Source organism: Vibrio sp. THAF64 (assembly GCF_009363455.1).
Lineage (GTDB): Bacteria > Pseudomonadota > Gammaproteobacteria > Enterobacterales > Vibrionaceae > Vibrio > Vibrio coralliilyticus.
The window spans coordinates 1,296,700-1,315,205 of the sequence record NZ_CP045355.1 but is presented as its reverse complement, the minus strand read 5'-3'; the positions used below and the strand labels follow the sequence as shown (position 1 = coordinate 1,315,205).

The 18,506-nt window shown below is 44.0% G+C and carries 24 protein-coding genes; 8 read left to right on the top strand and 16 right to left on the bottom strand.

The genetic code is table 11. From position 1 onward, the window contains the following. Positions 1 to 6: 6 nt before the first annotated feature. Genes FIU99_RS27485 through FIU99_RS05910 form a run of 7 tightly spaced genes read right to left on the bottom strand, consistent with a single transcriptional unit; the run spans position 7 to position 5,759 of the window. Positions 7 to 1,089, bottom strand: coding sequence for a hypothetical protein (locus tag FIU99_RS27485; RefSeq protein WP_216651100.1), 1,083 nt, complete (start codon positions 1,087 to 1,089; stop codon positions 7 to 9). Continuing rightward, positions 1,086 to 1,616 carry a hypothetical protein gene (locus FIU99_RS05935; RefSeq protein WP_152472108.1) on the bottom strand — a complete coding sequence of 177 codons (531 nt, stop codon included), beginning with the start codon at positions 1,614 to 1,616 and terminating at the stop codon, positions 1,086 to 1,088. Before FIU99_RS05935 ends, FIU99_RS27485 begins: the two co-directional genes overlap by 4 nt. Beyond that, entirely contained in the window at positions 1,598 to 2,641 is a 1,044-nt protein-coding gene (locus FIU99_RS05930; RefSeq protein ID WP_152472107.1) for a baseplate J/gp47 family protein, read from the bottom strand. The genes FIU99_RS05935 and FIU99_RS05930 overlap by 19 nt, the downstream gene beginning before the upstream one ends. Continuing rightward, positions 2,638 to 3,039 carry a phage GP46 family protein gene (locus FIU99_RS05925; RefSeq protein WP_152472106.1) on the bottom strand — a complete coding sequence of 134 codons (402 nt, stop codon included), beginning with the start codon at positions 3,037 to 3,039 and terminating at the stop codon, positions 2,638 to 2,640. Before FIU99_RS05925 ends, FIU99_RS05930 begins: the two co-directional genes overlap by 4 nt. Then, positions 3,036 to 3,641, bottom strand: coding sequence for a phage baseplate assembly protein (locus FIU99_RS05920; RefSeq protein ID WP_152472105.1), 606 nt, complete (start codon positions 3,639 to 3,641; stop codon positions 3,036 to 3,038). The genes FIU99_RS05925 and FIU99_RS05920 overlap by 4 nt, the downstream gene beginning before the upstream one ends. Continuing rightward, positions 3,634 to 4,572: a phage tail protein gene (locus FIU99_RS05915; RefSeq protein ID WP_152472104.1), complete on the bottom strand. Its 939-nt coding sequence runs from the start codon at positions 4,570 to 4,572 to the stop codon at positions 3,634 to 3,636. Before FIU99_RS05915 ends, FIU99_RS05920 begins: the two co-directional genes overlap by 8 nt. Then, the gene (locus FIU99_RS05910) at positions 4,569 to 5,759 is read right to left on the bottom strand and encodes a DNA circularization N-terminal domain-containing protein (protein WP_152472103.1); all 1,191 of its coding nucleotides are present in this window, start codon (positions 5,757 to 5,759) and stop codon (positions 4,569 to 4,571) included. Before FIU99_RS05910 ends, FIU99_RS05915 begins: the two co-directional genes overlap by 4 nt. A 709-nt stretch (positions 5,760 to 6,468) precedes the next feature. Between FIU99_RS05910 and FIU99_RS05900 the strand changes: the two genes are divergently transcribed. Continuing rightward, the gene (locus FIU99_RS05900; protein WP_095560569.1) at positions 6,469 to 6,912 is read left to right on the top strand and encodes a hypothetical protein; all 444 of its coding nucleotides are present in this window, start codon (positions 6,469 to 6,471) and stop codon (positions 6,910 to 6,912) included. 34 nt (positions 6,913 to 6,946) lie between these two features. Here FIU99_RS05900 and FIU99_RS05895 read toward each other — a convergent pair whose 3' ends face one another. Both FIU99_RS05895 and FIU99_RS05890 read right to left on the bottom strand, forming a co-directional pair. Then, positions 6,947 to 7,189 (bottom strand): ogr/Delta-like zinc finger family protein, encoded by a 243-nt coding sequence (locus tag FIU99_RS05895; protein ID WP_045985106.1) that lies wholly within the window; start codon positions 7,187 to 7,189, stop codon positions 6,947 to 6,949. A gap of 25 nt (positions 7,190 to 7,214) precedes the next feature. Continuing rightward, complete coding sequence (locus FIU99_RS05890) at positions 7,215 to 7,433, bottom strand: hypothetical protein (RefSeq protein WP_031342464.1); 219 nt, start codon at positions 7,431 to 7,433, stop codon at positions 7,215 to 7,217. A gap of 248 nt (positions 7,434 to 7,681) precedes the next feature. Between FIU99_RS05890 and FIU99_RS05885 the strand changes: the two genes are divergently transcribed. After that, on the top strand, positions 7,682 to 7,876 hold the full coding sequence (locus FIU99_RS05885) for a hypothetical protein (RefSeq protein WP_152472102.1): 195 nt from the start codon (positions 7,682 to 7,684) through the stop codon (positions 7,874 to 7,876). A gap of 96 nt (positions 7,877 to 7,972) precedes the next feature. On the opposite strand, the gene FIU99_RS05880 is transcribed toward FIU99_RS05885, so the two are convergent. The 7 genes from FIU99_RS05880 to FIU99_RS05850 all read right to left on the bottom strand — a co-directional run bounded on the left by FIU99_RS05880 (position 7,973) and on the right by FIU99_RS05850 (position 11,958). Further along, positions 7,973 to 10,084 carry a hypothetical protein gene (locus FIU99_RS05880; protein ID WP_152472101.1) on the bottom strand — a complete coding sequence of 704 codons (2,112 nt, stop codon included), beginning with the start codon at positions 10,082 to 10,084 and terminating at the stop codon, positions 7,973 to 7,975. A gap of 58 nt (positions 10,085 to 10,142) precedes the next feature. Beyond that, the gene (locus FIU99_RS05875) at positions 10,143 to 10,394 is read right to left on the bottom strand and encodes a hypothetical protein (RefSeq protein ID WP_253899452.1); all 252 of its coding nucleotides are present in this window, start codon (positions 10,392 to 10,394) and stop codon (positions 10,143 to 10,145) included. Between the two features lie 14 nt (positions 10,395 to 10,408). Then, the gene (locus tag FIU99_RS05870) at positions 10,409 to 10,642 is read right to left on the bottom strand and encodes a hypothetical protein (protein ID WP_019275356.1); all 234 of its coding nucleotides are present in this window, start codon (positions 10,640 to 10,642) and stop codon (positions 10,409 to 10,411) included. After that, positions 10,639 to 10,866, bottom strand: coding sequence for a hypothetical protein (locus tag FIU99_RS05865; RefSeq protein WP_152472100.1), 228 nt, complete (start codon positions 10,864 to 10,866; stop codon positions 10,639 to 10,641). The genes FIU99_RS05870 and FIU99_RS05865 overlap by 4 nt, the downstream gene beginning before the upstream one ends. Further along, complete coding sequence (locus tag FIU99_RS05860) at positions 10,854 to 11,066, bottom strand: hypothetical protein (RefSeq protein WP_152472099.1); 213 nt, start codon at positions 11,064 to 11,066, stop codon at positions 10,854 to 10,856. The genes FIU99_RS05865 and FIU99_RS05860 overlap by 13 nt, the downstream gene beginning before the upstream one ends. 28 nt (positions 11,067 to 11,094) lie before the next feature. After that, positions 11,095 to 11,634 (bottom strand): phage regulatory CII family protein, encoded by a 540-nt coding sequence (locus tag FIU99_RS05855; protein WP_021455699.1) that lies wholly within the window; start codon positions 11,632 to 11,634, stop codon positions 11,095 to 11,097. Between the two features lie 111 nt (positions 11,635 to 11,745). Continuing rightward, the gene (locus tag FIU99_RS05850; RefSeq protein ID WP_019275486.1) at positions 11,746 to 11,958 is read right to left on the bottom strand and encodes a hypothetical protein; all 213 of its coding nucleotides are present in this window, start codon (positions 11,956 to 11,958) and stop codon (positions 11,746 to 11,748) included. Between the two features lie 91 nt (positions 11,959 to 12,049). Between FIU99_RS05850 and FIU99_RS05845 the strand changes: the two genes are divergently transcribed. The 6 genes from FIU99_RS05845 (at position 12,050) to FIU99_RS05820 (ending at position 18,298) form a co-directional block, all read left to right on the top strand. Next, positions 12,050 to 12,676: a phage repressor protein CI gene (locus FIU99_RS05845; protein ID WP_152472098.1), complete on the top strand. Its 627-nt coding sequence runs from the start codon at positions 12,050 to 12,052 to the stop codon at positions 12,674 to 12,676. Between the two features lie 222 nt (positions 12,677 to 12,898). Further along, on the top strand, positions 12,899 to 14,053 hold the full coding sequence (locus FIU99_RS05840; protein ID WP_152472097.1) for a DNA cytosine methyltransferase: 1,155 nt from the start codon (positions 12,899 to 12,901) through the stop codon (positions 14,051 to 14,053). Positions 14,054 to 14,111: 58 nt separating this feature from the next. Then, a complete protein-coding gene (locus FIU99_RS05835) occupies positions 14,112 to 15,542 on the top strand; it encodes an ATP-binding protein (protein ID WP_152472096.1) in 1,431 nt (476 codons plus the stop codon). Beyond that, positions 15,542 to 16,537 (top strand): O-methyltransferase, encoded by a 996-nt coding sequence (locus FIU99_RS05830; protein ID WP_152472095.1) that lies wholly within the window; start codon positions 15,542 to 15,544, stop codon positions 16,535 to 16,537. The genes FIU99_RS05835 and FIU99_RS05830 overlap by 1 nt, the downstream gene beginning before the upstream one ends. A 290-nt stretch (positions 16,538 to 16,827) precedes the next feature. Continuing rightward, positions 16,828 to 17,070: a DUF4177 domain-containing protein gene (locus FIU99_RS05825; RefSeq protein WP_152472094.1), complete on the top strand. Its 243-nt coding sequence runs from the start codon at positions 16,828 to 16,830 to the stop codon at positions 17,068 to 17,070. A gap of 199 nt (positions 17,071 to 17,269) precedes the next feature. After that, positions 17,270 to 18,298 carry a tyrosine-type recombinase/integrase gene (locus FIU99_RS05820; protein ID WP_152472093.1) on the top strand — a complete coding sequence of 343 codons (1,029 nt, stop codon included), beginning with the start codon at positions 17,270 to 17,272 and terminating at the stop codon, positions 18,296 to 18,298. Positions 18,299 to 18,506 lie beyond the last annotated feature (208 nt).

Sequence of the window (18,506 nt, the reverse complement as noted above, 5' to 3'; positions counted from 1 at the left end):
TCCCCCTTAAATTGCAATTGCCATTGGACGCGCAACATTCCTGCTTCGAGTTTCAGAACCAAAACGAACGTTACCATTAGTGCCATCACTCATAAGGTCACCAGTTTCGTGAGTGTTTTCTGAGTTCACTCCCATTGCATTTAACCCACCCGGAGAACAGTAAGACATACGCGGATCACCATAAGTGTGTTTATGACCTTGCATTTGGTCTAACTGAGGACTGTTTATCACTCGATTAGCATCAACACCTCTACCTTGATCAAGTACACGTAAGAACTCTGCCCGAATGTCACCAGTATTGATGGTATTGCCACTGACTAAATGCGGATAACGACGAGCCAAACGCCAGTACACAGCTACGGGTAAATCAACATTTATCTCCATCACAGCCCACTCTGGCGCGGAGGTATCCAGCCAGTAAAACGGCATACCAACCTGATCACCAGTGTACGGCACCCAATAAAACGGTTTGGTGTTATCTGACCAACCAATATGACGGTTAGCCTCTAGCAATGGTGACTTTCCAGCAATTGATTCGACATTTGAGTACCACTGCCAATAGGTTAGTTCATCAGTGGTTTGGTCTTTGGTGTAGCAAGTTTCACCCACGGAATAGATACGCTGTGGATCATAGGGAAAAAACTGAGCTATATCTTTGAGTGTGTATTTTGTGAGGTGTAGCTCGATCAATTCCGTTTCAGTGACAAACTCACTGTGTTTGAAAATGACTTGTCCTGCTTCACCCGAAATCGCCGCTTTGAGTGTTACCATGCCGCCAATGCCTTTCGGTAGGGCGACTTTCGGTGTCGAGCACTCGATCACGGATTGATTACTGCTATCAAGCACATGGATTTGATGTAGGTACTCATCAAAATGCTGCTCAATTGGCAGATTTAAGATAAAGGTTAAAACGCCATTGTCATCGTAGTAACTGGTTTCAATAGTGTTTTCATAAAATGAATACAGTGATTCACTTGAGGCGTCATGAGTTAACGCGCCAATGAGCCGATACTTGGTTACAGTATTTTTCAGCTCACTGTTTAAAATATCTATCCCGTGCTGAGTCGGAATAGCTTGCAGTGTGCTCATTCGGTGTCTCCTATTTCAAGTTGCCAAGTAATGGCAGTGCGGCACAAGATTTGAGTTTCAGCGTCTATTTCTAACTGTGAGCTCAACTCTGGCTTTATCGTTAAGGCGGTTGCCTGTTCTAATTGGGTTTCGGCTTCCAATGGGTAAAGCCAATGAAACTCGGTATGAGGCAATCGAACGTTTTCAAATGCGTTAATGGCTGTGCCATTGTCATAGCTGAAGAGGTCAATCAATATTAGATTGGGCCTTTTCACATCGTCATACACCAAGCCGTTTGAGCCCTTTGTCCCAAGCAGGCTTTGATAATCTCGAATCTTCCAGCCAAACCCTTGCTCTTCAAACTCCGTTAATAGTGATAATTCAATATCGTCATGGGTTTTCTTAAAGTCTTTCGCTATACCGTTAATGGTATTGGTCAGCTCTGCGTTCTCGGTGTCTTGCCAGTATTCGCCTTGAGGAAGTAACCCACGGTACGCATCTGCAAAATCACCTTCGCTGTATTCAATGATTAAGTCGGAGGTGTCCATGTGACGGCTCCTAGTACATGAATCTGGTTATTGTCGATAGCAACTTCGCCTACTGGGGCTTTGACAATAAAGTTGTTGGTCACGGTTGAAATGACTAACACAATTTCAGTGTTGGTGATGGATTCAGGCTTTTGGGTGTTTGGATCTATCTTGCCCATTTTCCCTTTGACAAAGTTTTCAAGGGCCGTGACCACATCATCACGAATCGCTAGGTCTTCAATGCCTTGAATCTCTATAGAGAGCGGCGCTTTTTCTGGGAGATGAGCAAACGGATGACAACCCGCGAGTCGGTTAGTGTCGAAGGTCTCTTGAACAAGATTGACCACTTCACCGCTTAACGTTGGGTCGTTCTCACGTGCGCCAATGTAGACCTCTACCATGCCGCGCTCTGGTGTGTTATCGAGTGCCCAAGCAAAATCAACATCAGAGTGAGCCGACACTGCCCACACTTCGTAATCTTCTGACTTGCCGATCAGCTCGTTCTTCTCGAATGCCACGATTACTCGCGCTCGCCAGTGCTCTAGCTCTTCGATATCTGCACCACCTTCAATACCAAGCGATAGGATATTATTAGGGTCGATACCGCTTAGCCCTTCGGTTAGGGTGAGTTTAGCGCCGTTTGGTAAATTGCTTGCTGTCCCTGATTCCAGTGCAATGACGTCTACAGGCACATTGCTGTACTGCTCCTTAGTGGTTTCGTACTCTCTATCACCGTAGATTAGGCGAGTACCTTTGGCGATCACCACGGTTCCACCTAGCTCAGTAAACTGCACTGTACCTTTTGCAAAGGTAGGTAACAGGCGTGGTGTTTTGTGGCGATTGGCATGCAGGTATAGCCACGCCTCAGAGCAGGTTTCAGGGTGCAATTGTCTGAAAAGCAAATCTTGATAGCCATATTGCCCATAGCTGACGCCAGCAATGGCAGAGGCTATGGATTTGGTGGCTGGATTACTTTGCCCTGTTGCTGCCGTCAGGTTGGCTTCAGCACGAGCGATTAAGCTCTCAAGGCTCACTTGTGTACTCATTTATCTACCTTCGATAGTGGAACATCAAATGTGGAGCCGTCCGTTAGGGTTATCATGACATTACGGCCCATTTGGTTTGGTTTCTCTCTCCAAACAGTGACGTCAATGGTTTTCGCGTGACCTTGTTGAATTAACCAGGCTAGTGCTTCTTCATAAAAACGTTTAGCAAGCCTTAAGGTTTCGTCAGTCAATTTGGCTCGTTTGAGAGTCCAATCACGTGAGCCAACAATCTCTATCAGTTCATTACTCCAAGTACCGCCGCGCTCATTGTTGTCCATTCGTGCGCGATCATTCTTGGTCGACTCGGCGTAGTTGTAGACGCTTTGCAATACCGCATGAGTCATGCCTTCTTTGGAACCCACCGACTCGGTAAGCGCGTTCAATTTAAAATGGCTCATGCTTTGTTGGGCTCCCGTGTCGTTTTGATTTCGCTATCGTCTTCATAGTCGTGGGCGTGCGTCTCGACTTTAACGCCGCCGAACGTACCAGACTGACCACCAACAGAACCTGCAACTTCTGCATTCTTCGCTACACTCAAATTGCCGCCTATATTTACATCTTTAGAAAACGTGGTTTTGTCAGCGATCACGTTCACCTGTGGCGCTTTGATAGAGACTTCATTCGCGGCTACAACATCGACCTTACCTTGGGTTGCGTAGACCTTAACTCCTTCGTTGGTTTGATGGATTAAATTGCCCTTGTCATCGAGCATGGCGACCTCACCGGGCTTTAAGTCGATTTGGTAGCGCTCATCTTCCACATTGACGGTAATACCACGCGCAGCCACACCACCGATAAACAGGTTGTAAGCCTTGGCCTCTGGTAGTGGTCGGCTCATAAAACCGTAGTTGTGTACGCGCTTAATTCGGTCATTGGTGCGGCCTGTTGCCGTTCTGATTTGCAACATGCCCGTGGTTGCGCCTGTCACTGTTCCTGTTCCAATCACGTTCTTGATGCGAGCCATTAATCGCTGTTGTTGCTGACGTTGAGCACTAGACATGACTTTGCTCCTTAAACGGTCTGACCAACTCAACGGAAGTGCTCGCGGCGCTTTCGGACACCGATAGGCCAAGAGACTTGATAACAAGCATTTCGCTAAAACTCTGCTCTTTGTCGATCACTCGAATCACTCGGTTTAATCCATCAATCGCAAGCTGAGGAAAGATATCTGCGACAGACGTTGAAGCGGTCAGGCTTTCCGCTATCGCTAAGTCACGTTCATAGTTGGCGCGAGATAAACACGCATCACTACTTTGCAGCTGGTCACAAGTAATCACCATAGTGCGCGAGCTATCAATGCTTGGGTTAGTGACTTGAGCGCTGGCATCATCCCACTGGCCCTGCACATCAATGGTATGAAACTGCGTATTGAAGGCGCGTTTTATCTTTAAGCTGTCTATGTTGTTGCTTGTTTCAAGGCCAACATTGTTAATCGTTGCATGCGCCGTGTTCTCTATAGTCAGCACACCATTTCGCTCAATGAGCATGTAACCTTGTTCACGGATTAGCTGAGCAACATTTTCAACCGGAGACTCGGCGTTAATCTGAAACTCTTCAATCTTCGGCATGCCTTTAACGAGGCTCTTTACCCCTAAACCAAATGGCTTTGCCAGTTTTCTAAGCAGCTCTTCAACATTGAGGTTGTAAAGCGCATCCATACTGATGCGCGAGTCAATCATGTTGGCGCTCTTGGAACGTCCGACTATTGGCATAGTTAAAGAGCTTGCACCTGTCTCGTTTTCTGCCTCATCTATCTGACCGATTAAGATGGATTGGTCATTGAGGAAGAACTCTACCGACAACGGGCGATCAATGTTCATGGGCTCAATAGAGCAGTTAAATGTGTGGGCCAGTTGCTCTGTTGAGTAGTTCAAGTTGGCTTGGTAGAAAGTATGCTGCTTGCCGTCAATGTACATCGTGAGTTGATTCATCGTGCATCCCTCACCGCGATATCACCACGGATAAATAAAGGGTGCTGAAGTGCATTCATTTTGGTAATGATGTTCTCATTGGTGTATTCGTCATGGGCAATCGTCAGCGCTGACTTAAAATGAGGGGATTGCACGGTTCTGTGTGCTTTGGTTCCCTCTGCTACTTTGTCGTACTGAGTCTGCACATTGCTTTTTAAGGAAGTGAGTGCGTCATAGAGCTCTATGCTTTCTTGCGTAGAGACTTGAGTCGTTTCCTTGATGCGGTCATCAACGTTGGCAGTTAGAGTTGAGAGATCACTTTGAATAATCTCTGGTTGCTTTTGGACTAAGGTGAGCTCAAAGCTGTCATGGGCTTCTAGGTCAGCAACGTCTTTACTCATCTTCACCGCACCCGTCACCATTTGTACATTGTGGTGTTTGGTTGGGCTATCGGTTTTTACTTCTCCAAGCATCAAAGCTTGAGCACTACGTGAGTTATCTACCGCTTCACTCTCGGAAGCTGGCTCTGATTGAACACCTTCAGACACCGTATCAACAGCGCTCGAAAACAGATCAGCGAACTCAGCAGGGTTAGTGCTCAAGCCGCTCACGGCTGAGAAGGCTCCATTTATCGCTAGGTTAATATCTTGCAGCGAATCATCGGCTAGGTTCAGGCGGTTAGTAATATCAACCAACGCATTGAGCGCACTGGTTGCGTTGTTTTGTACTTCGTTGATTTGAGAAACATCCAGCCCTTTCACCTCTTCAACAAATGATTGCTTAGACAGGCTTTCTACTATGTCAGCTTGTGCTTTGGTGCGTACTGTTGTCGGTGCAGTGATGGAAGACGAAGTGCCGGCACGGACAAACTTCAGGCTCAGTGTCACTACACCTTTCTTGGTGTTAATACTGAGGGAATGTTCCTCGAACACTAGCACCAACTCTCCTAACCAGGGATGCTCGAGTTCTCCTTTTGGTTGCTGCTCCAGGCTTTCAATGAATGCATTGGCGTCAGCTAGTGAGCTTGCACCTACGAATATAGATTCGATAGTAAATGTTCGGGCTTTGGTACCCATGACTTTGATGTGTGGTAGGTCTGCGTATGGGATTTCACTCACTTGCAGACGCTTACCACCATCAAAGGAGGTAGACAGGATGTTGAGCTTCAGCCCATTCCACCTAGCGTGCTCGTGTTGTCGTTCCCACATCAATAGCCTACCAATCGAAGAAGAGGTTTGGAGTTTAAAGAGCAGAGATTATTTAGGCGGTGAAAGTGGGCTTCCAGCCCTTGTTCGGACTCACCCCTCCCCCCGCGCTAAAATTCCGCACTGTAATTTTGCGCAATCAAGTGCGCAAACCGTTTCGGTGTAGACATTGGAACACAGCCCCCGCGCGCAGGACATCTAAGACTCTTTTAGATAGGCAATATAGAGATCCTCCCAGATCGTTTTTATGCGTTTTTCGCTTCGAAAACGATCAATCAGAAAACCGTGCGTGATAGTACTCCCAGTTTGCTGACCAATTTGCACAGCCTTAAGCAATTGATTTTATAATCACGCCCTTATTTCAATAATGAAAACGTTAGCTATATGGCAACTTTGGGAAATTGTTACATCGGCACAACCAAGCTTACACAGAAGAGTAAAAGAGCCGTTGCAGAAATTCGCGGAATAATGGAGAGCGGTAGTTGGTTTTCAGCTGCACTTGCGTCTGTTCCGGTTTACCAAATATTTTTTAGTCCAGGCGTTACGAAAAGCGCTTTTGAAACTGGTATTAACATCCGAGAGTATGACTGGGAACAGTACGCTAAAAGCATGGGTGCAGCCCCGAAGGTTGTTAGAGATAGAATTAGAAAGACCGCAGAGCCAATGACTTGGTATACATCAGGCAATGAAAATAAGTTTTGGAGGTGTGTAAGTGAAGCAGCTTTGTAACGCGATACTCATCGCTTCACTGCTAGGATGTACTTCGCCTAATGAGAATGCAGAACAATTGAGTGCAAACTGGGAGCAACACTACAATCAATGTGTTGACCTCGAGACAGCCAGCCAAGATGAGTTTGCTACTAATCAATGGTTCAACGAACTGCCTTTGGACGAAAAGAAATCCGTTGCTCTATACGTATACCAGAGCAACTTTTACGAGTGTCATAAAGGCGAGACCGAAGCATTCAAGTCGAAGTTAGTTAGTCTCAAAGCAGAAGAGCAATACTATTATTACAAGGGCATTGGGGCCTTTGACCTACCAGATGCTTCACTTATTTCAAACGTTGATAAGGCCAAAGTCGACCAGTTGATAAAACTACAGCCTGAGTCATTGAACTTAAGAAACTTGGGTTATCAACTAGGATTTGTGCAATAAACTCTTTAAACCAAAAGGCGCCATTTCGGGCGCCTTACTCAATTCCACTAAACATCTCCATCTGATCCAAATCCCCCTTGCACAACTCAGGCTGCAACTCTGGGTCAGGTTTATCACCGCTAGGCTCAATGATTCGATGTACTGAGGTGTAGGTTACAAAGACGGTACCGCAGTTTAGATTAAGGCACTGACAATACGCTTCTCGAGTTTCTTTACTCATCGCCCGGGAGGTAGCTATCCGGGCTTTGCTTTCACATTTTGGGCACGTGATTAACATGGCAACTCCTTTTCAGTAATTGCACTTAAAGCCTGAATTGCGGGCTTTCGACTTCATCAGCCATTTCAATAATGGCCTTAATCGCTTCTACTTTTTCGCTATCAAGCTCGCCTTGATTGTCAGCAACAACTAATCCCATTAAGTAAGCACCTGCCTGGGCGCGGTTTTCACCGTTAGTACTCAATGCGACCCCGTCGAGAATTAGCTCCAGTGCTTGCTGGAAAAGCTGTTTTTTATTAGACATATCAATATCCTTACCAATGACACTCAAAATATACTGTATATTTATACAGGTTTCTACCTACGTTTTGATGTCTATGTCACTGAATAAGACTCTTAGAAAACTGTTCAATCAACTCAATTGCTATTAAAAGTTCTATTCTCTCATCTGTCATACTGCTTTCAACGAAGTGAAACACAACTGTCACAATCCAGTCCTAAAGTGAGCACCGTTCAGCTAGATGTGTGTCTAACTCATAAGGAAAATGAGATATGAAAAACGTCAAACTCTCTATTGTCAGTTGGTTACGTAGCTTCTCGAAAAAGCTAATAGACCAAGCTTTGGACAAACTTGCGGTAAAGATACTTACTGTAGCAATCCTTTCTGTAGTCGAACTAATAACCAGCGCAGATCCTGAAAGTCAGCTCGCCGAAGTGTTAGGCAACATCATCGCCTACACTGTCTAGCTATATGGGTAGTCTGCATATATCAGACTACCCTTTGACATCTTTATGACTTTTGATAGGCATCCCACTTAAAGCGTCAATCTTTCCCATATCGATTTAGCCATAATTACACTGTTGAGTTTCCTTTAAGTATAAACATCCAGCTAGATAATCTGTCGATATACTAAGCCAGTAACTACGTTCTCTATCACTTGACTCTTGTATTGGTACTGACGAAGACAGAACGCTCTTCCAATAACATTTTTTATCAACAAACCGCTGGTATTCAAATTGATATCGTTCGTCTGCATGGCTTTTGATATCACTCATATCAATATCACGACACTCCATCGACCACCCTCTCGATCCCGCAGCCCAGAGCATAAACTTATCTACCTTTTGTCTCGCATCCTTCCCGTCGAATGTAATGCAGAACCTATTGTTTGAACTGGCATGCACTCCCCGCTCTTGAATTACTTGATGAAGCTTCTCAGCTTGCTTTTCTAGTCGTATGATCCGATTGTATAAGCGGTTCTGGTACTCCTCAGGTTTGTTCTGATTGATAGCAATCGACTTAGCTTTAATGGTTTGAGCTTTGGCCGCCTGAAGTTTCCGTACTTGTCTTTTAATCGGCTTCTTCCATTGCTCAAGCTTGTACCCCAACTCTTTTATGATTGCAGTCATGTTGTCGGCTTCAAAACTTGCTAACGTTTCCCAAGAAGGAGCTCTCGAGCATTTAGCAATCGAATACCGGTTTCCTTTAATTAATCCTTGGCTCTCATTGGCACCTTTTGCTGCATAGCCAACTGCCTTGATGATGTATGAGCCTGCAGCTTTAGGTTTTTTAATTCTCTCGAGCTTTGCGAATCCATGCCCCCATATTTTCTCAAGTCGTTTCGACCAGGAACTAAATAGATGCTCTGGTACAGTCCACCGGAGTAACAAATGCACGTGAGGATTTGGTTCGCCATCCTCATTGGCCGGACACTCAGCTACCCAAATATAGTGAAAGTCTGCCGGTGTGTTCATTGGTCCAATATCACTGGGTTGAACGTACTTTGGAACTTTAGTTTTGGTTAGGTCGCAATACTTGTAGCCTGACTCTGGATCAGTCTGAATCGTATGGTCTGCAAGCCACCCTCTTTGGTACATTTTCTTAGCTGCATCTAGAAACCTTGAAACTTCATGTCCAATCGTTGTCTCTAGAGTTTTTTCCATCGAAAACTCCTGCTCAGGCTTCTGCTTCAAATCACAGTATGCTCCAGCGATTACACCATCTGGGTTCATCTTTCTTGGTAAGGGGTTATCTTTGGTTGGCACCGTCCAATACTCACCACCGATATCAGTGATTGGATGCCAGATTTTCTTCTCAAGAGCGCGCGGATGAACAGTCACCATGTTCCGCTTATAAACAATTGGATGGTTAGCCCCCATTGAACGGCACTCATCTTCATCAAGCATTCCCCCAAACATGGCCAAACGCTTAGCTTTAGTAAACGTTAGGGTCAGGAACGTGGAAAAGCCACCATGACAGGCAGCAGTATAAGCACCCGCTTCAAAAATCTTAGTCACGGACCGAGAAGTTAACTTCTCTGAAAACCGCTCGCCCACATTGGCAGTTGGCGCTGCACTTGAGGGCGTCTCTGTTATTGCCTGAAACTTGTATGTATCGTTCCAAGCACGATGCATCAACTGCATTGAAATAGGTATTCTGCTCGTTTCTCCTCTCGCTCGTCGCCCATTCTCATTTAACACAGCTGGTTTGGAGCGCTCAGTAGTCTCATACAGTGCAGAATGGTTGAAGTAAGCCTCGGGAGAATTGAGCACTGACTTGGCTCTAAGAGACTTATTCAGAGTCCTGATTCTCTTAATTTGGCGCTCTTTCCGATCGCGAAATTTCTTTGTCGGACTTTTGCGCCCTTTGACTAGACTAAGCCTTTCGGCGATTCTCGCCGCCGCTTCGCGGTTGTGTTCTGAGCGTCGATTCCTGGATTTGTAGAAGTCGGTGCGCTCCTGAAGATCCCTTTCTCGTTTCGGTTTCCGGTCAGACACCTGATCATAGATCGGAATCTTTTTAACAATACCTTGGGCAAGGAGCTCTAGCTCCTGAATGCTATGTCCGGTAGGTTTGGGACCAAAAAAACCAGCATTAAAGCTGGCATCATTCCTTTGAATTCTGTCGAGGGGCATTACCGCCCCTGCAACATAGAGCAAATCACTATTTTTCATAAATCAAATGCAGTCTACCTAGTTAAAAACAACATCTCTGTAAATCCAGCACCATAAATTACTTAGCTTGTCTTGTTTCCATTGAAACTGTTGACAAAAAATTACCAGCCTCTTCCGCAAAGAATCGGCAATCCGCGATTTGACGTTCTAGGTCTGATGTTGTTAAACCTGCATTTTTTGTAATGTCGATACCCGTTTCCAAGCAGTCGGCGGCTTCGACTAAACGATCGCGCAAAAAGCCTAACAACGTAACGCTTTGAGTGAATGGGTCTTCTTGTGTTATCTGATTTGGTTTAAGTTGGTTATCCATGATTCCTTCCTTCGCTAAGACCAATTGCGTTTGATTCGTTTAGCGCGTTGATTGATAAGTGCTCGTTGATAGGAGCTTTCTGCCTGTTCATATTCTTTACGCAGGCTTGAAAGCATGCCCTCTCTCACTTGCGCTCGAACTTGTTGCAGCTTCTCAAGCCCTCGTTCTTTGTCTTCCTTTGACAAAGAGTGATGCGGTAGATCCGGGCAAGGCATATGGCATGGGTCGCTATAAACTGGAATGGTCATATTTGAACTAGCTCCTGTGTATCTACTACAATAAATCCCCCCTGCCCTTCGCCTTCGCTTAGTACTCCGTGGCGAACGTGGTTGCATTTCAGTTGCTCACAGGCTTGGCCAACGGCATCGTCTAGGGACTCAAACTCTCCAAGAGCCGTTGTTTCGGGCTCTTGAGTTTCTTCGTGGCGCTTCATCGCACCATCACCAAAAAGGCGGATTGCTACGTATTGCATGAAGCGTTCTCCTTCTTGGCGATAAGCATCTTCAATACATCGCCTGCTTGCGCGTGTATGTCTCTCCACAAACGAATGTGGGTGCTTTGGAGGTGTTGCTGCCCTTCAACAGGGTTATTTTTGTATTTACCAATGTTCAGCGCAGCGACATTTTGGAGGTGTAAAGCTTCTTCAGGGGTGTTAATTTCAATTGTAATCATTTCGAAACTTCCTATCTGTTTTCTTCAGTTAACTCAGCCCAGGGACTGGCGCACCGTTGGCAACAAAATCCACTCCCATAGCGAGGAAGGGAGACACGCCTTTAGTGCGTTCTTCGAGATCACTAATCAAAAGCACAAGGTTGCCGATACTGGCTTGCGCTTTCTGAATAATATTGTGTTTGTTGGTACGGCTTAGCCTTGTGTTTCCAGCCTGGTCCAAAGCCATTTGAGATAAGTCACCCGAGTGGATCGAGTTCTCTAAAGCTCGTTTGATGAAGGTTTCTTCACTCGCATTGAGTGGCACATGCGCCGTTACAACCCCTAACCCAAGTAAAAGGCTATTCACTATGGTGTGATTACCACTCACTTTGGTTATGGCGATAAGCTCAACACAAGTCAGAACATGAGGTTGCTCTGGATTGAGCTTGTTACGAAGCATCGTTGGGCTCATACCTGTGCTCTCGGCCAGCTTGGTCATATTCTCTGACTTCGCAAATGAACAACACGCTTCGTTAAATGCCAATTGTTTCGTGCCAATAAATTCGCACATTGAGTCACTTTCGTTCATAACCAATACTCAATTGCATACCAAGGAGATGAGAATGAAACCCCAACCGACGATATTGAGCCATAACGGGCAATACTCTTTGGTTGGAACCAGAGACGAAAAGCGCATGGTTTAACCTAAGTTCTGCATTGCTTCACGTGTAGCCATTTCTAACAATGCAACCATGTTGATCAGCGGTGTTTCCTTAGGTTTTGACTTGGCTTTGATAGGCAGACGACCATCAGATACCCAGTCCATAATGGTGCGTTTAGGCATACCCGAAAATTGCGAGTATTGGTCATAGGTCATGAAAGGCGTGTTTAGGACTACTTGATATGAAAGCATGGTGGTATCCTTGTAAGTTATTGAATGTGTATATAAGTAGTCAGAAGTTGCAGCTCGCTGACTACGCTTTAGCAAAGATTATTGATCGCTTATGCCAACTAATCAAGAAGAAATATCCGCTTTTGCGTATTTAAGTGGTAAGGACTTTGTTCAACGGTTGATCCAAGTAACAGAATCAAAGAGTCAACGAGTCCTTTCTGAGAAGCTAGGTGTGCCTACTTCAACTATTTCCACATGGGTTAAGCGTGGCTTAACTCCCCATGAAATTGCCGTTAGAGCTCATTTGCATACAGGCGTATCACTTAAGTGGCTTTTATTGGGTGAAGGAGAGGCATTTCCGAACAGAAGTTCGCACAAACATGACTCAGAGAGCGTGCAAACTAAGTTTCTGTTCGATGTCGACTGCTATAAAATCCTCAATGGCGAATTAATTGAGTCTAGAACGCTTACGTTCGACAAATCCTTGCTGGATGATCTTTCTGTTGTAAACGCTATAGCGATTCGTGAAGGCGACTTAACATCAATCATCGACAAAGGAGTTCACCAAGCCGTAAGCGGCACATATCTAGTTGATATGGACGGTCTACTTTCGCTAAACGAAATTCAACGCCTACCAGGTAAAAAACTGGCGATCAGCTTTAATGGTTCAACTCTGACTGTTGAAGAGGATGAGGTTAAGGTTGTGGGTAGAGTTGTGTTGGTGGTGGGGAAGAAGTGATGTTTACTGACTAAAAAGCACGAGTCGTACATTAGGCACTGTTTAGAAAATGGATGCGAAACTAAAAAACAGTTCGAGATTATCTTAAAACTGGCTAGGTATTAAAGCATACTTAAGCCATTAACCTTGTGGTTGTGAGTTTGAAATGGATTGATTCTTTCAACCCATTTTGAGTGGTATTCGTGTATCATTACCTTCAAGAAGTAACTAACTAATTTTTTTATGCTCGATAATTACAAAATTGTAGATTTATTCTGTGGCTGCGGTGGTTTTGGCTTAGGTGCAGAACTAGCAGGGTTTAACTCAATCGCGGCAGTAGATGTAGATGAAACTCTACAATCAGCATACAAGCTCAACTTTCCAAATGCGCGTGTTGTTAAAGGTGACTTAGCAACTATGGATAAGGATAGCTGGAAGCTAATTCTTCAAGACCAGCAAATAGATGGCGTTATTGGCGGGCCCCCTTGCCAAGGTTATAGTCGCATGGGTAAAAGAGAGTTAGGCGACCCTCGCAACGAGCTACTTCATCATTACTTCAGACACGTAAACATACTAAGACCCAAGTTCTTTGTTATGGAGAACGTTGAGGGCTTGCTCGATGAATGTTATCGCGACTCTTTCTTTGCTGCTTTGGATTCAGTTACAGACAACTACACTGTCCTAGAACCTGTTTTGGTAGACGCATCCGATTATGGCGCTGCTACAAAGCGTAAGCGTGTGATTGTTTTTGGGTACAAGCCAGAGTTCTTTGGTGAACTGACTCATAACGATATTTTTTCACCCTTAAATGATAACGCTAACGTTACTGTAAAAGATGTTATCGCTGATCTGCCCGAGCCGATACCTCAAACCAAAGACAAAACAGATTTTGGTTGGGCACAATATAATCGGAAAAGGAACCTATCTTCCTACGCACTCAAAATGAGAGCATTGCCACCAGAGCATCTAGGTTCGCAATTAGCGGTTAATAATTTAAAGAAAAAAATGCTGTCAGGCTTTTTTGATACTGTTCATACACAAAACGTGATGGATCGATACCTTGCTCTTGAGCCAGACTCTGTAGACAAAATTAGCCGTTCGAAGAAACTTGCCTGGGATGGCGTTTGCCCTACTCTAAGAGCTGGTACTGGTTCCGACAAAGGTAGCTATCAAGCTGTTCGACCGATACATCCAAGTAGCCCTCGGGTAATTACAGTACGTGAAGCTGCAAGACTCCAAGGTTTTCCTGATTGGTTCTGCTTCCACCCGACGAAATGGCATAGCTTTAGAATGATTGGCAACAGCGTATCGCCACTTGTGTCTGAAAATATAATGACAAACATCAAAAATCATTTGGATGGTGTTAGACAAGAGCAAGAGGCTTTGTTAAATAACTAATAATAAAAGAGTTAAGGGTAGATTAAATCTACCCTTATTTATTTGGCTAGGATTAAAAATGACTAAAGATAACCAACAAACAGCTATCGAAGCGTACCCTGCTAAACGATTCTTTGTAGATATGCTAACCAGAGATATTGAACTACTCGATGCCGTGCTTGACCTCATTGATAACTCTTTAGATGGAGCAATGAGAGAAGCCACTCGCAATGGAAAACAAGATGCTCCAGACAAATATAAAGGCTATAAAGCAGAGATAACATTCAACAGAGAGCATTTTTGTATAAAAGATAACTGTGGTGGGATTCCAAGGACTGTCGCAATCAATTCAGCCTTCCGAATGGGAAGACCAGCATCGGACATTGATGTAGATTTACCAACGGTTGGTGTATACGGAATAGGCATGAAACGCTCAATATTTAAGATGGGCAGGAAATGTAGTGTAATTAGCAAGACAAAAGAGACTACTTTAAAAGTCGATATGACTCCTGAGTGGATGTCTAACGACGAGAGTTGGACAATACCTTATAAAGAAGAAGCCCCAACACCGGACGACGTAGGTACAGAAATAATAATTGAAAACTTAGTACCTGGCATAAAAACGAGCTTTGATTCTGGCCCCTCATTCTTCCATGATCTCAAGGATGCAACCGAAGTTTACTACTCATCTTTTATCGAACGTGGCTTTCAAATAGTTATTAACGGGCAAACAATAACGCCTAGTGCTGACGTACTGGCTATTGAAGATAACTTTGATACTAAAGATGAAGCGATATCGCCTTACGTGTTTGTCGATAACATTGATGGTGTTGAAATATCTGTAATGGTTGGATTTTATCGAACATTTGCTTCTCAAGACGAAGAAGACAATGCCATGGAAGGTACTAGTAGTAAAGCAAGTACGTCTAAAGCAGGTGTGACCATCATTTGTAATGACCGCATCGTCATCCACGCAGATAAAACAAGAATGACTGGCTGGGGAGAAGCTGGCGTTCCAAGTTACCACACACAGTTCATATCTATAGCCGGAATCGTCAAGTTCCAATCGAACGATCCCGCGAAGCTACCTCTGACAACAACCAAGCGCGGTATTGAAGGAAACTCTGAATTATACTTGAAAGTCAAAGATCGCGTACGTGAAGGATTAAAACTATTCACATCCTTCACAAACCGCTGGAAAAGTCGTGATGGTAAGGAACAACTAAGCATACAATCTGGTGGCTCAAAAAACGTACCACTTACTGAAGTAGTCAATCTAATTCCTCAAGATAAATGGAAACCGGTTAGAGGAGCTGGTAATGAAAACGCTAAAAGGTTCGTTCCAAATCTGCCTATGCCCCCAAAAGAGTCTACAGATCAAAGAATTAGTTTTACTCGTCCAATAGAAGAGATCAAAACAATATCACAGTTCTACTTTGAGCATGATTTGGCATCACCTAAAGAAGTAGGTGAGCGCTGTTTTGATGAGGTACTACGGAGGACCAAGTAATGTCTTCCGGTTCAACTATTCCATATCATTTGAGACAAAATAAAGCGGTAGAGCGCGTTTTATTTGAGGAGCAATTAAAGCTGCTTTCTCCTTGGCTATCTAATAACGGCGCTCAGCCAATAGAGAATTATAGGTATATTGGATTTGGTGGTCCATTTCTAGAGGATTTTAAAAGTATTCATCGAAATCTAAAAATCCAAGATATGACTTCAATTGAGTATGATGAAAACACTTTAAAACGACAAGAGTTCAACAAACCTGTTTCTTGTATAAAGTTACTAAACAAACCTATGAGTTCAACTGAGTTCATTAATAAAGACGAATTCGAGAAAGAGTCTATCCTCTGGCTTGATTATGTAAACGTAAACTATGTCTCTCAGCTAAATGATATAAAAAACGCCATACAGAAGATGGCAGATTATGACATTTTGAAAGTTACATTTAACGCAAATGTAGCTAACCTTAAGCAGCAAGGGACCGGCAGTTTACAACAGCAGCGTTATAGATATTTCGATAGCTTGATTTCGAATGAATACTTGCCAGTAACTTTAGATCCTGATGACTTTACATTCAAAAGATTCCATAGAGTTCTTGCTGAAACAATAATAAACGCGATAAACAGTGGCCTTCGTAGCTCTTCAACTTTAAAAGCTAAAATCCTAAGTTCATTCTTATACAAAGATGGACAACAGATGCTTACGGTCAGTTGTATACTATTACCCACCGCTAAGATCGATGATTTTGAACTCAACTGTGACATAGTAAACTGGGACTTTTATTATGATCGAGATAGTATATTCGACATATCTCTTCCCTCACTATCAGTTAGGGAACGGGTCGAGTTAGAGCGATTGTTGCCACAAGGTGACCTACACGCAATAAAAAGCTGCTTAGGCTATCAAATTTCTAATGATGTCGTCGAGAATGATATTTTATTGAAGAACTTCATTGAATACCATGCTCGCTTCCCTTGGTTCGGCAAAATCGCAATCTAGTACACAAGCGGTCTTAAAATAGACCGCTTTTTCTTGCTCATGGATTGTTTGAGCAAATGAATTTTATAAGCTTAAAGGGACACACTTCAGGCTTCAAGGAGTAGGCTTTCCACAAGTCAAAGACTTCCCCCCTGCCTCAAAAATCACACTCTTCCTTATACAATGTGGCATTAGTTAAATAACTAATTGATTAATTAGGTGATATCCTAGATGAGAAATCCCATTGTGGTAGAACACATTAAACATCCTAAAAAGGCTTCTAATGAGTTCTACCACATAAGAATTTCTATATGTTCAAATATAAAATGGTGCAAGTTCTACCCAACATTTCTGTAGACATGAAAAATCACACAGGAAGCGAAGCGGCTGTTTACTTGGAGAATGTTGTCAACGAGTACGCCGAGGATGGATGGGAGTTCCACCGCATCGACAGGATTGGTGTAGAACTCCAGCCTGGATGTTTTGCTGCCTTGGGAGGTCAAAAGGCTGAGACCAACATTTACTATGTTATTACCTTCAGAATGGAGGTCTAGATTGGTCTGGTTCTCAATACGCTTTGACTGCGCTTAACACCCTAGCGCAGTTTGCGATTTCGCTTCCAGCATCCTTGCAACCAACGTCCGACCTTAAGCGCTAGACTTCCCACATGTTCGTTTTTCAACATTCAAACATTGCCTCCAATAGCGCCACCTATTAACCTGTATGAAAATACAGTATTGATATATTTTACCTATGTCTATTCGAAACCTAAAAGATGGCTCAAAAAAACCATGGCTATGTGAGTGCTACCCAAATGGCCGCTCTGGAAAGCGAGTCAGAAAGCGATTCGCGACAAAAGGTGAAGCTGCTGCCTACGAGCGTTTTGTCATGCGTGAAGTCGAAGACAAACCGTGGGCGGGCGACAAGCCTGATCACAGGAGGTTATCTGAGATCATCGGTCTCTGGTTTCAACTGCACGGTAAGTACCTGAAATCCGGGAATCATACAAAGGGAAGAATGCAGCATATCGTCAGCGCTTTAAATGACCCTATCGCGTCAAACTTAGCGGCTAAACACCTTGCACACTATAGAGCTAATAGAAAATCCCTATCTCATATCCACAGCCAAGCCAACAAAGAGATAGCCGTTAGCTCAAGCAACCGTGACATGACTTGTTTAAAGTCAGTCTTCAACAAGCTCATTGAGTTAGGCGAATGGTCTTTGCCAAACCCTGTCGAAAGTATTAAGGCAGCCAAAACTCCAGAATCCGAGCTGACGTTCTTGAGAGAAGCGCAGATTTTGACGTTGTTCAATACCATTAAAGGGACGCCTTTTGCTGATGAGCTTAGGCTTGTTTACAAAATATGTCTTTCTACAGGTGCGCGTATAAACGAAGCGATTCTGCTTAAAGGCGAGCATGTTTACGACAACAAGATCACTTACGTTAATACTAAGGGCAAGCGAAATAGAACACTCCCCATCTCACCTTATTTGTATAAAGAACTCAACCCTAGTTGCTCGGGAAGGCTTTTCAGCGTCAGCTATCAGACCGCACATAAATGGCTATCAAGGGCGCTGCCTGAATTACCTGACGGACAGGCAACTCACGTGCTACGCCATACGTTTGCTACTGCCTTTATGCGCAGTGGCGGAAACATCCTAGATTTGAAGGAAGCACTAGGCCATTCGAAGATAGAGCAAACGATGGTTTACGCGCATTTCTCCCCCCATCATTTGAAGTCGGTTGTTTCGCTTAATCCTATTGCTAACCTGCAACTCTAATGACGAATATTTTTAGTCGACATTTGCTTAGCGATAATTGTCGACCGAAGATAAACAACTACCAAAAATATGAGAACACAATCAGCTCAACGAGACATAAAAGTGGCGACAAAGTGGCGACAGCCAATGAAAAACACCGTTAAAATTCGATAACTATCGTGTTAGCTGATTTTCGTAAGATACTGGAAGAAAAGGGAATAGCAGGTCT

What these genes read in the sequence shown, in the direction of transcription:
- FIU99_RS05845 (WP_152472098.1), top strand. Translation starts at nt 12,050, where the DNA reads ATGCCAACTAATCAAGAAGAAATATCCGCTTTTGCGTATTTAAGTGGT.
- FIU99_RS05890 (WP_031342464.1), bottom strand. Translation starts at nt 7,433, where the DNA reads ATGTCTAATAAAAAACAGCTTTTCCAGCAAGCACTGGAGCTAATTCTC.
- FIU99_RS05870 (WP_019275356.1), bottom strand. Translation starts at nt 10,642, where the DNA reads ATGACCATTCCAGTTTATAGCGACCCATGCCATATGCCTTGCCCGGAT.
- FIU99_RS05840 (WP_152472097.1), top strand. Translation starts at nt 12,899, where the DNA reads ATGCTCGATAATTACAAAATTGTAGATTTATTCTGTGGCTGCGGTGGT.
- FIU99_RS05820 (WP_152472093.1), top strand. Translation starts at nt 17,270, where the DNA reads ATGTCTATTCGAAACCTAAAAGATGGCTCAAAAAAACCATGGCTATGT.
- FIU99_RS05835 (WP_152472096.1), top strand. Translation starts at nt 14,112, where the DNA reads ATGACTAAAGATAACCAACAAACAGCTATCGAAGCGTACCCTGCTAAA.
- FIU99_RS05930 (WP_152472107.1), bottom strand. Translation starts at nt 2,641, where the DNA reads ATGAGTACACAAGTGAGCCTTGAGAGCTTAATCGCTCGTGCTGAAGCC.
- FIU99_RS27485 (WP_216651100.1), bottom strand. Translation starts at nt 1,089, where the DNA reads ATGAGCACACTGCAAGCTATTCCGACTCAGCACGGGATAGATATTTTA.
- FIU99_RS05885 (WP_152472102.1), top strand. Translation starts at nt 7,682, where the DNA reads ATGAAAAACGTCAAACTCTCTATTGTCAGTTGGTTACGTAGCTTCTCG.
- FIU99_RS05925 (WP_152472106.1), bottom strand. Translation starts at nt 3,039, where the DNA reads ATGAGCCATTTTAAATTGAACGCGCTTACCGAGTCGGTGGGTTCCAAA.
- FIU99_RS05935 (WP_152472108.1), bottom strand. Translation starts at nt 1,616, where the DNA reads ATGGACACCTCCGACTTAATCATTGAATACAGCGAAGGTGATTTTGCA.
- FIU99_RS05880 (WP_152472101.1), bottom strand. Translation starts at nt 10,084, where the DNA reads ATGAAAAATAGTGATTTGCTCTATGTTGCAGGGGCGGTAATGCCCCTC.
- FIU99_RS05875 (WP_253899452.1), bottom strand. Translation starts at nt 10,394, where the DNA reads ATGGATAACCAACTTAAACCAAATCAGATAACACAAGAAGACCCATTC.
- FIU99_RS05915 (WP_152472104.1), bottom strand. Translation starts at nt 4,572, where the DNA reads ATGAATCAACTCACGATGTACATTGACGGCAAGCAGCATACTTTCTAC.
- FIU99_RS05920 (WP_152472105.1), bottom strand. Translation starts at nt 3,641, where the DNA reads ATGTCTAGTGCTCAACGTCAGCAACAACAGCGATTAATGGCTCGCATC.
- FIU99_RS05910 (WP_152472103.1), bottom strand. Translation starts at nt 5,759, where the DNA reads ATGTGGGAACGACAACACGAGCACGCTAGGTGGAATGGGCTGAAGCTC.
- FIU99_RS05865 (WP_152472100.1), bottom strand. Translation starts at nt 10,866, where the DNA reads ATGCAATACGTAGCAATCCGCCTTTTTGGTGATGGTGCGATGAAGCGC.
- FIU99_RS05855 (WP_021455699.1), bottom strand. Translation starts at nt 11,634, where the DNA reads ATGAACGAAAGTGACTCAATGTGCGAATTTATTGGCACGAAACAATTG.
- FIU99_RS05850 (WP_019275486.1), bottom strand. Translation starts at nt 11,958, where the DNA reads ATGCTTTCATATCAAGTAGTCCTAAACACGCCTTTCATGACCTATGAC.
- FIU99_RS05860 (WP_152472099.1), bottom strand. Translation starts at nt 11,066, where the DNA reads ATGATTACAATTGAAATTAACACCCCTGAAGAAGCTTTACACCTCCAA.
- FIU99_RS05830 (WP_152472095.1), top strand. Translation starts at nt 15,542, where the DNA reads ATGTCTTCCGGTTCAACTATTCCATATCATTTGAGACAAAATAAAGCG.
- FIU99_RS05895 (WP_045985106.1), bottom strand. Translation starts at nt 7,189, where the DNA reads ATGTTAATCACGTGCCCAAAATGTGAAAGCAAAGCCCGGATAGCTACC.
- FIU99_RS05825 (WP_152472094.1), top strand. Translation starts at nt 16,828, where the DNA reads ATGTTCAAATATAAAATGGTGCAAGTTCTACCCAACATTTCTGTAGAC.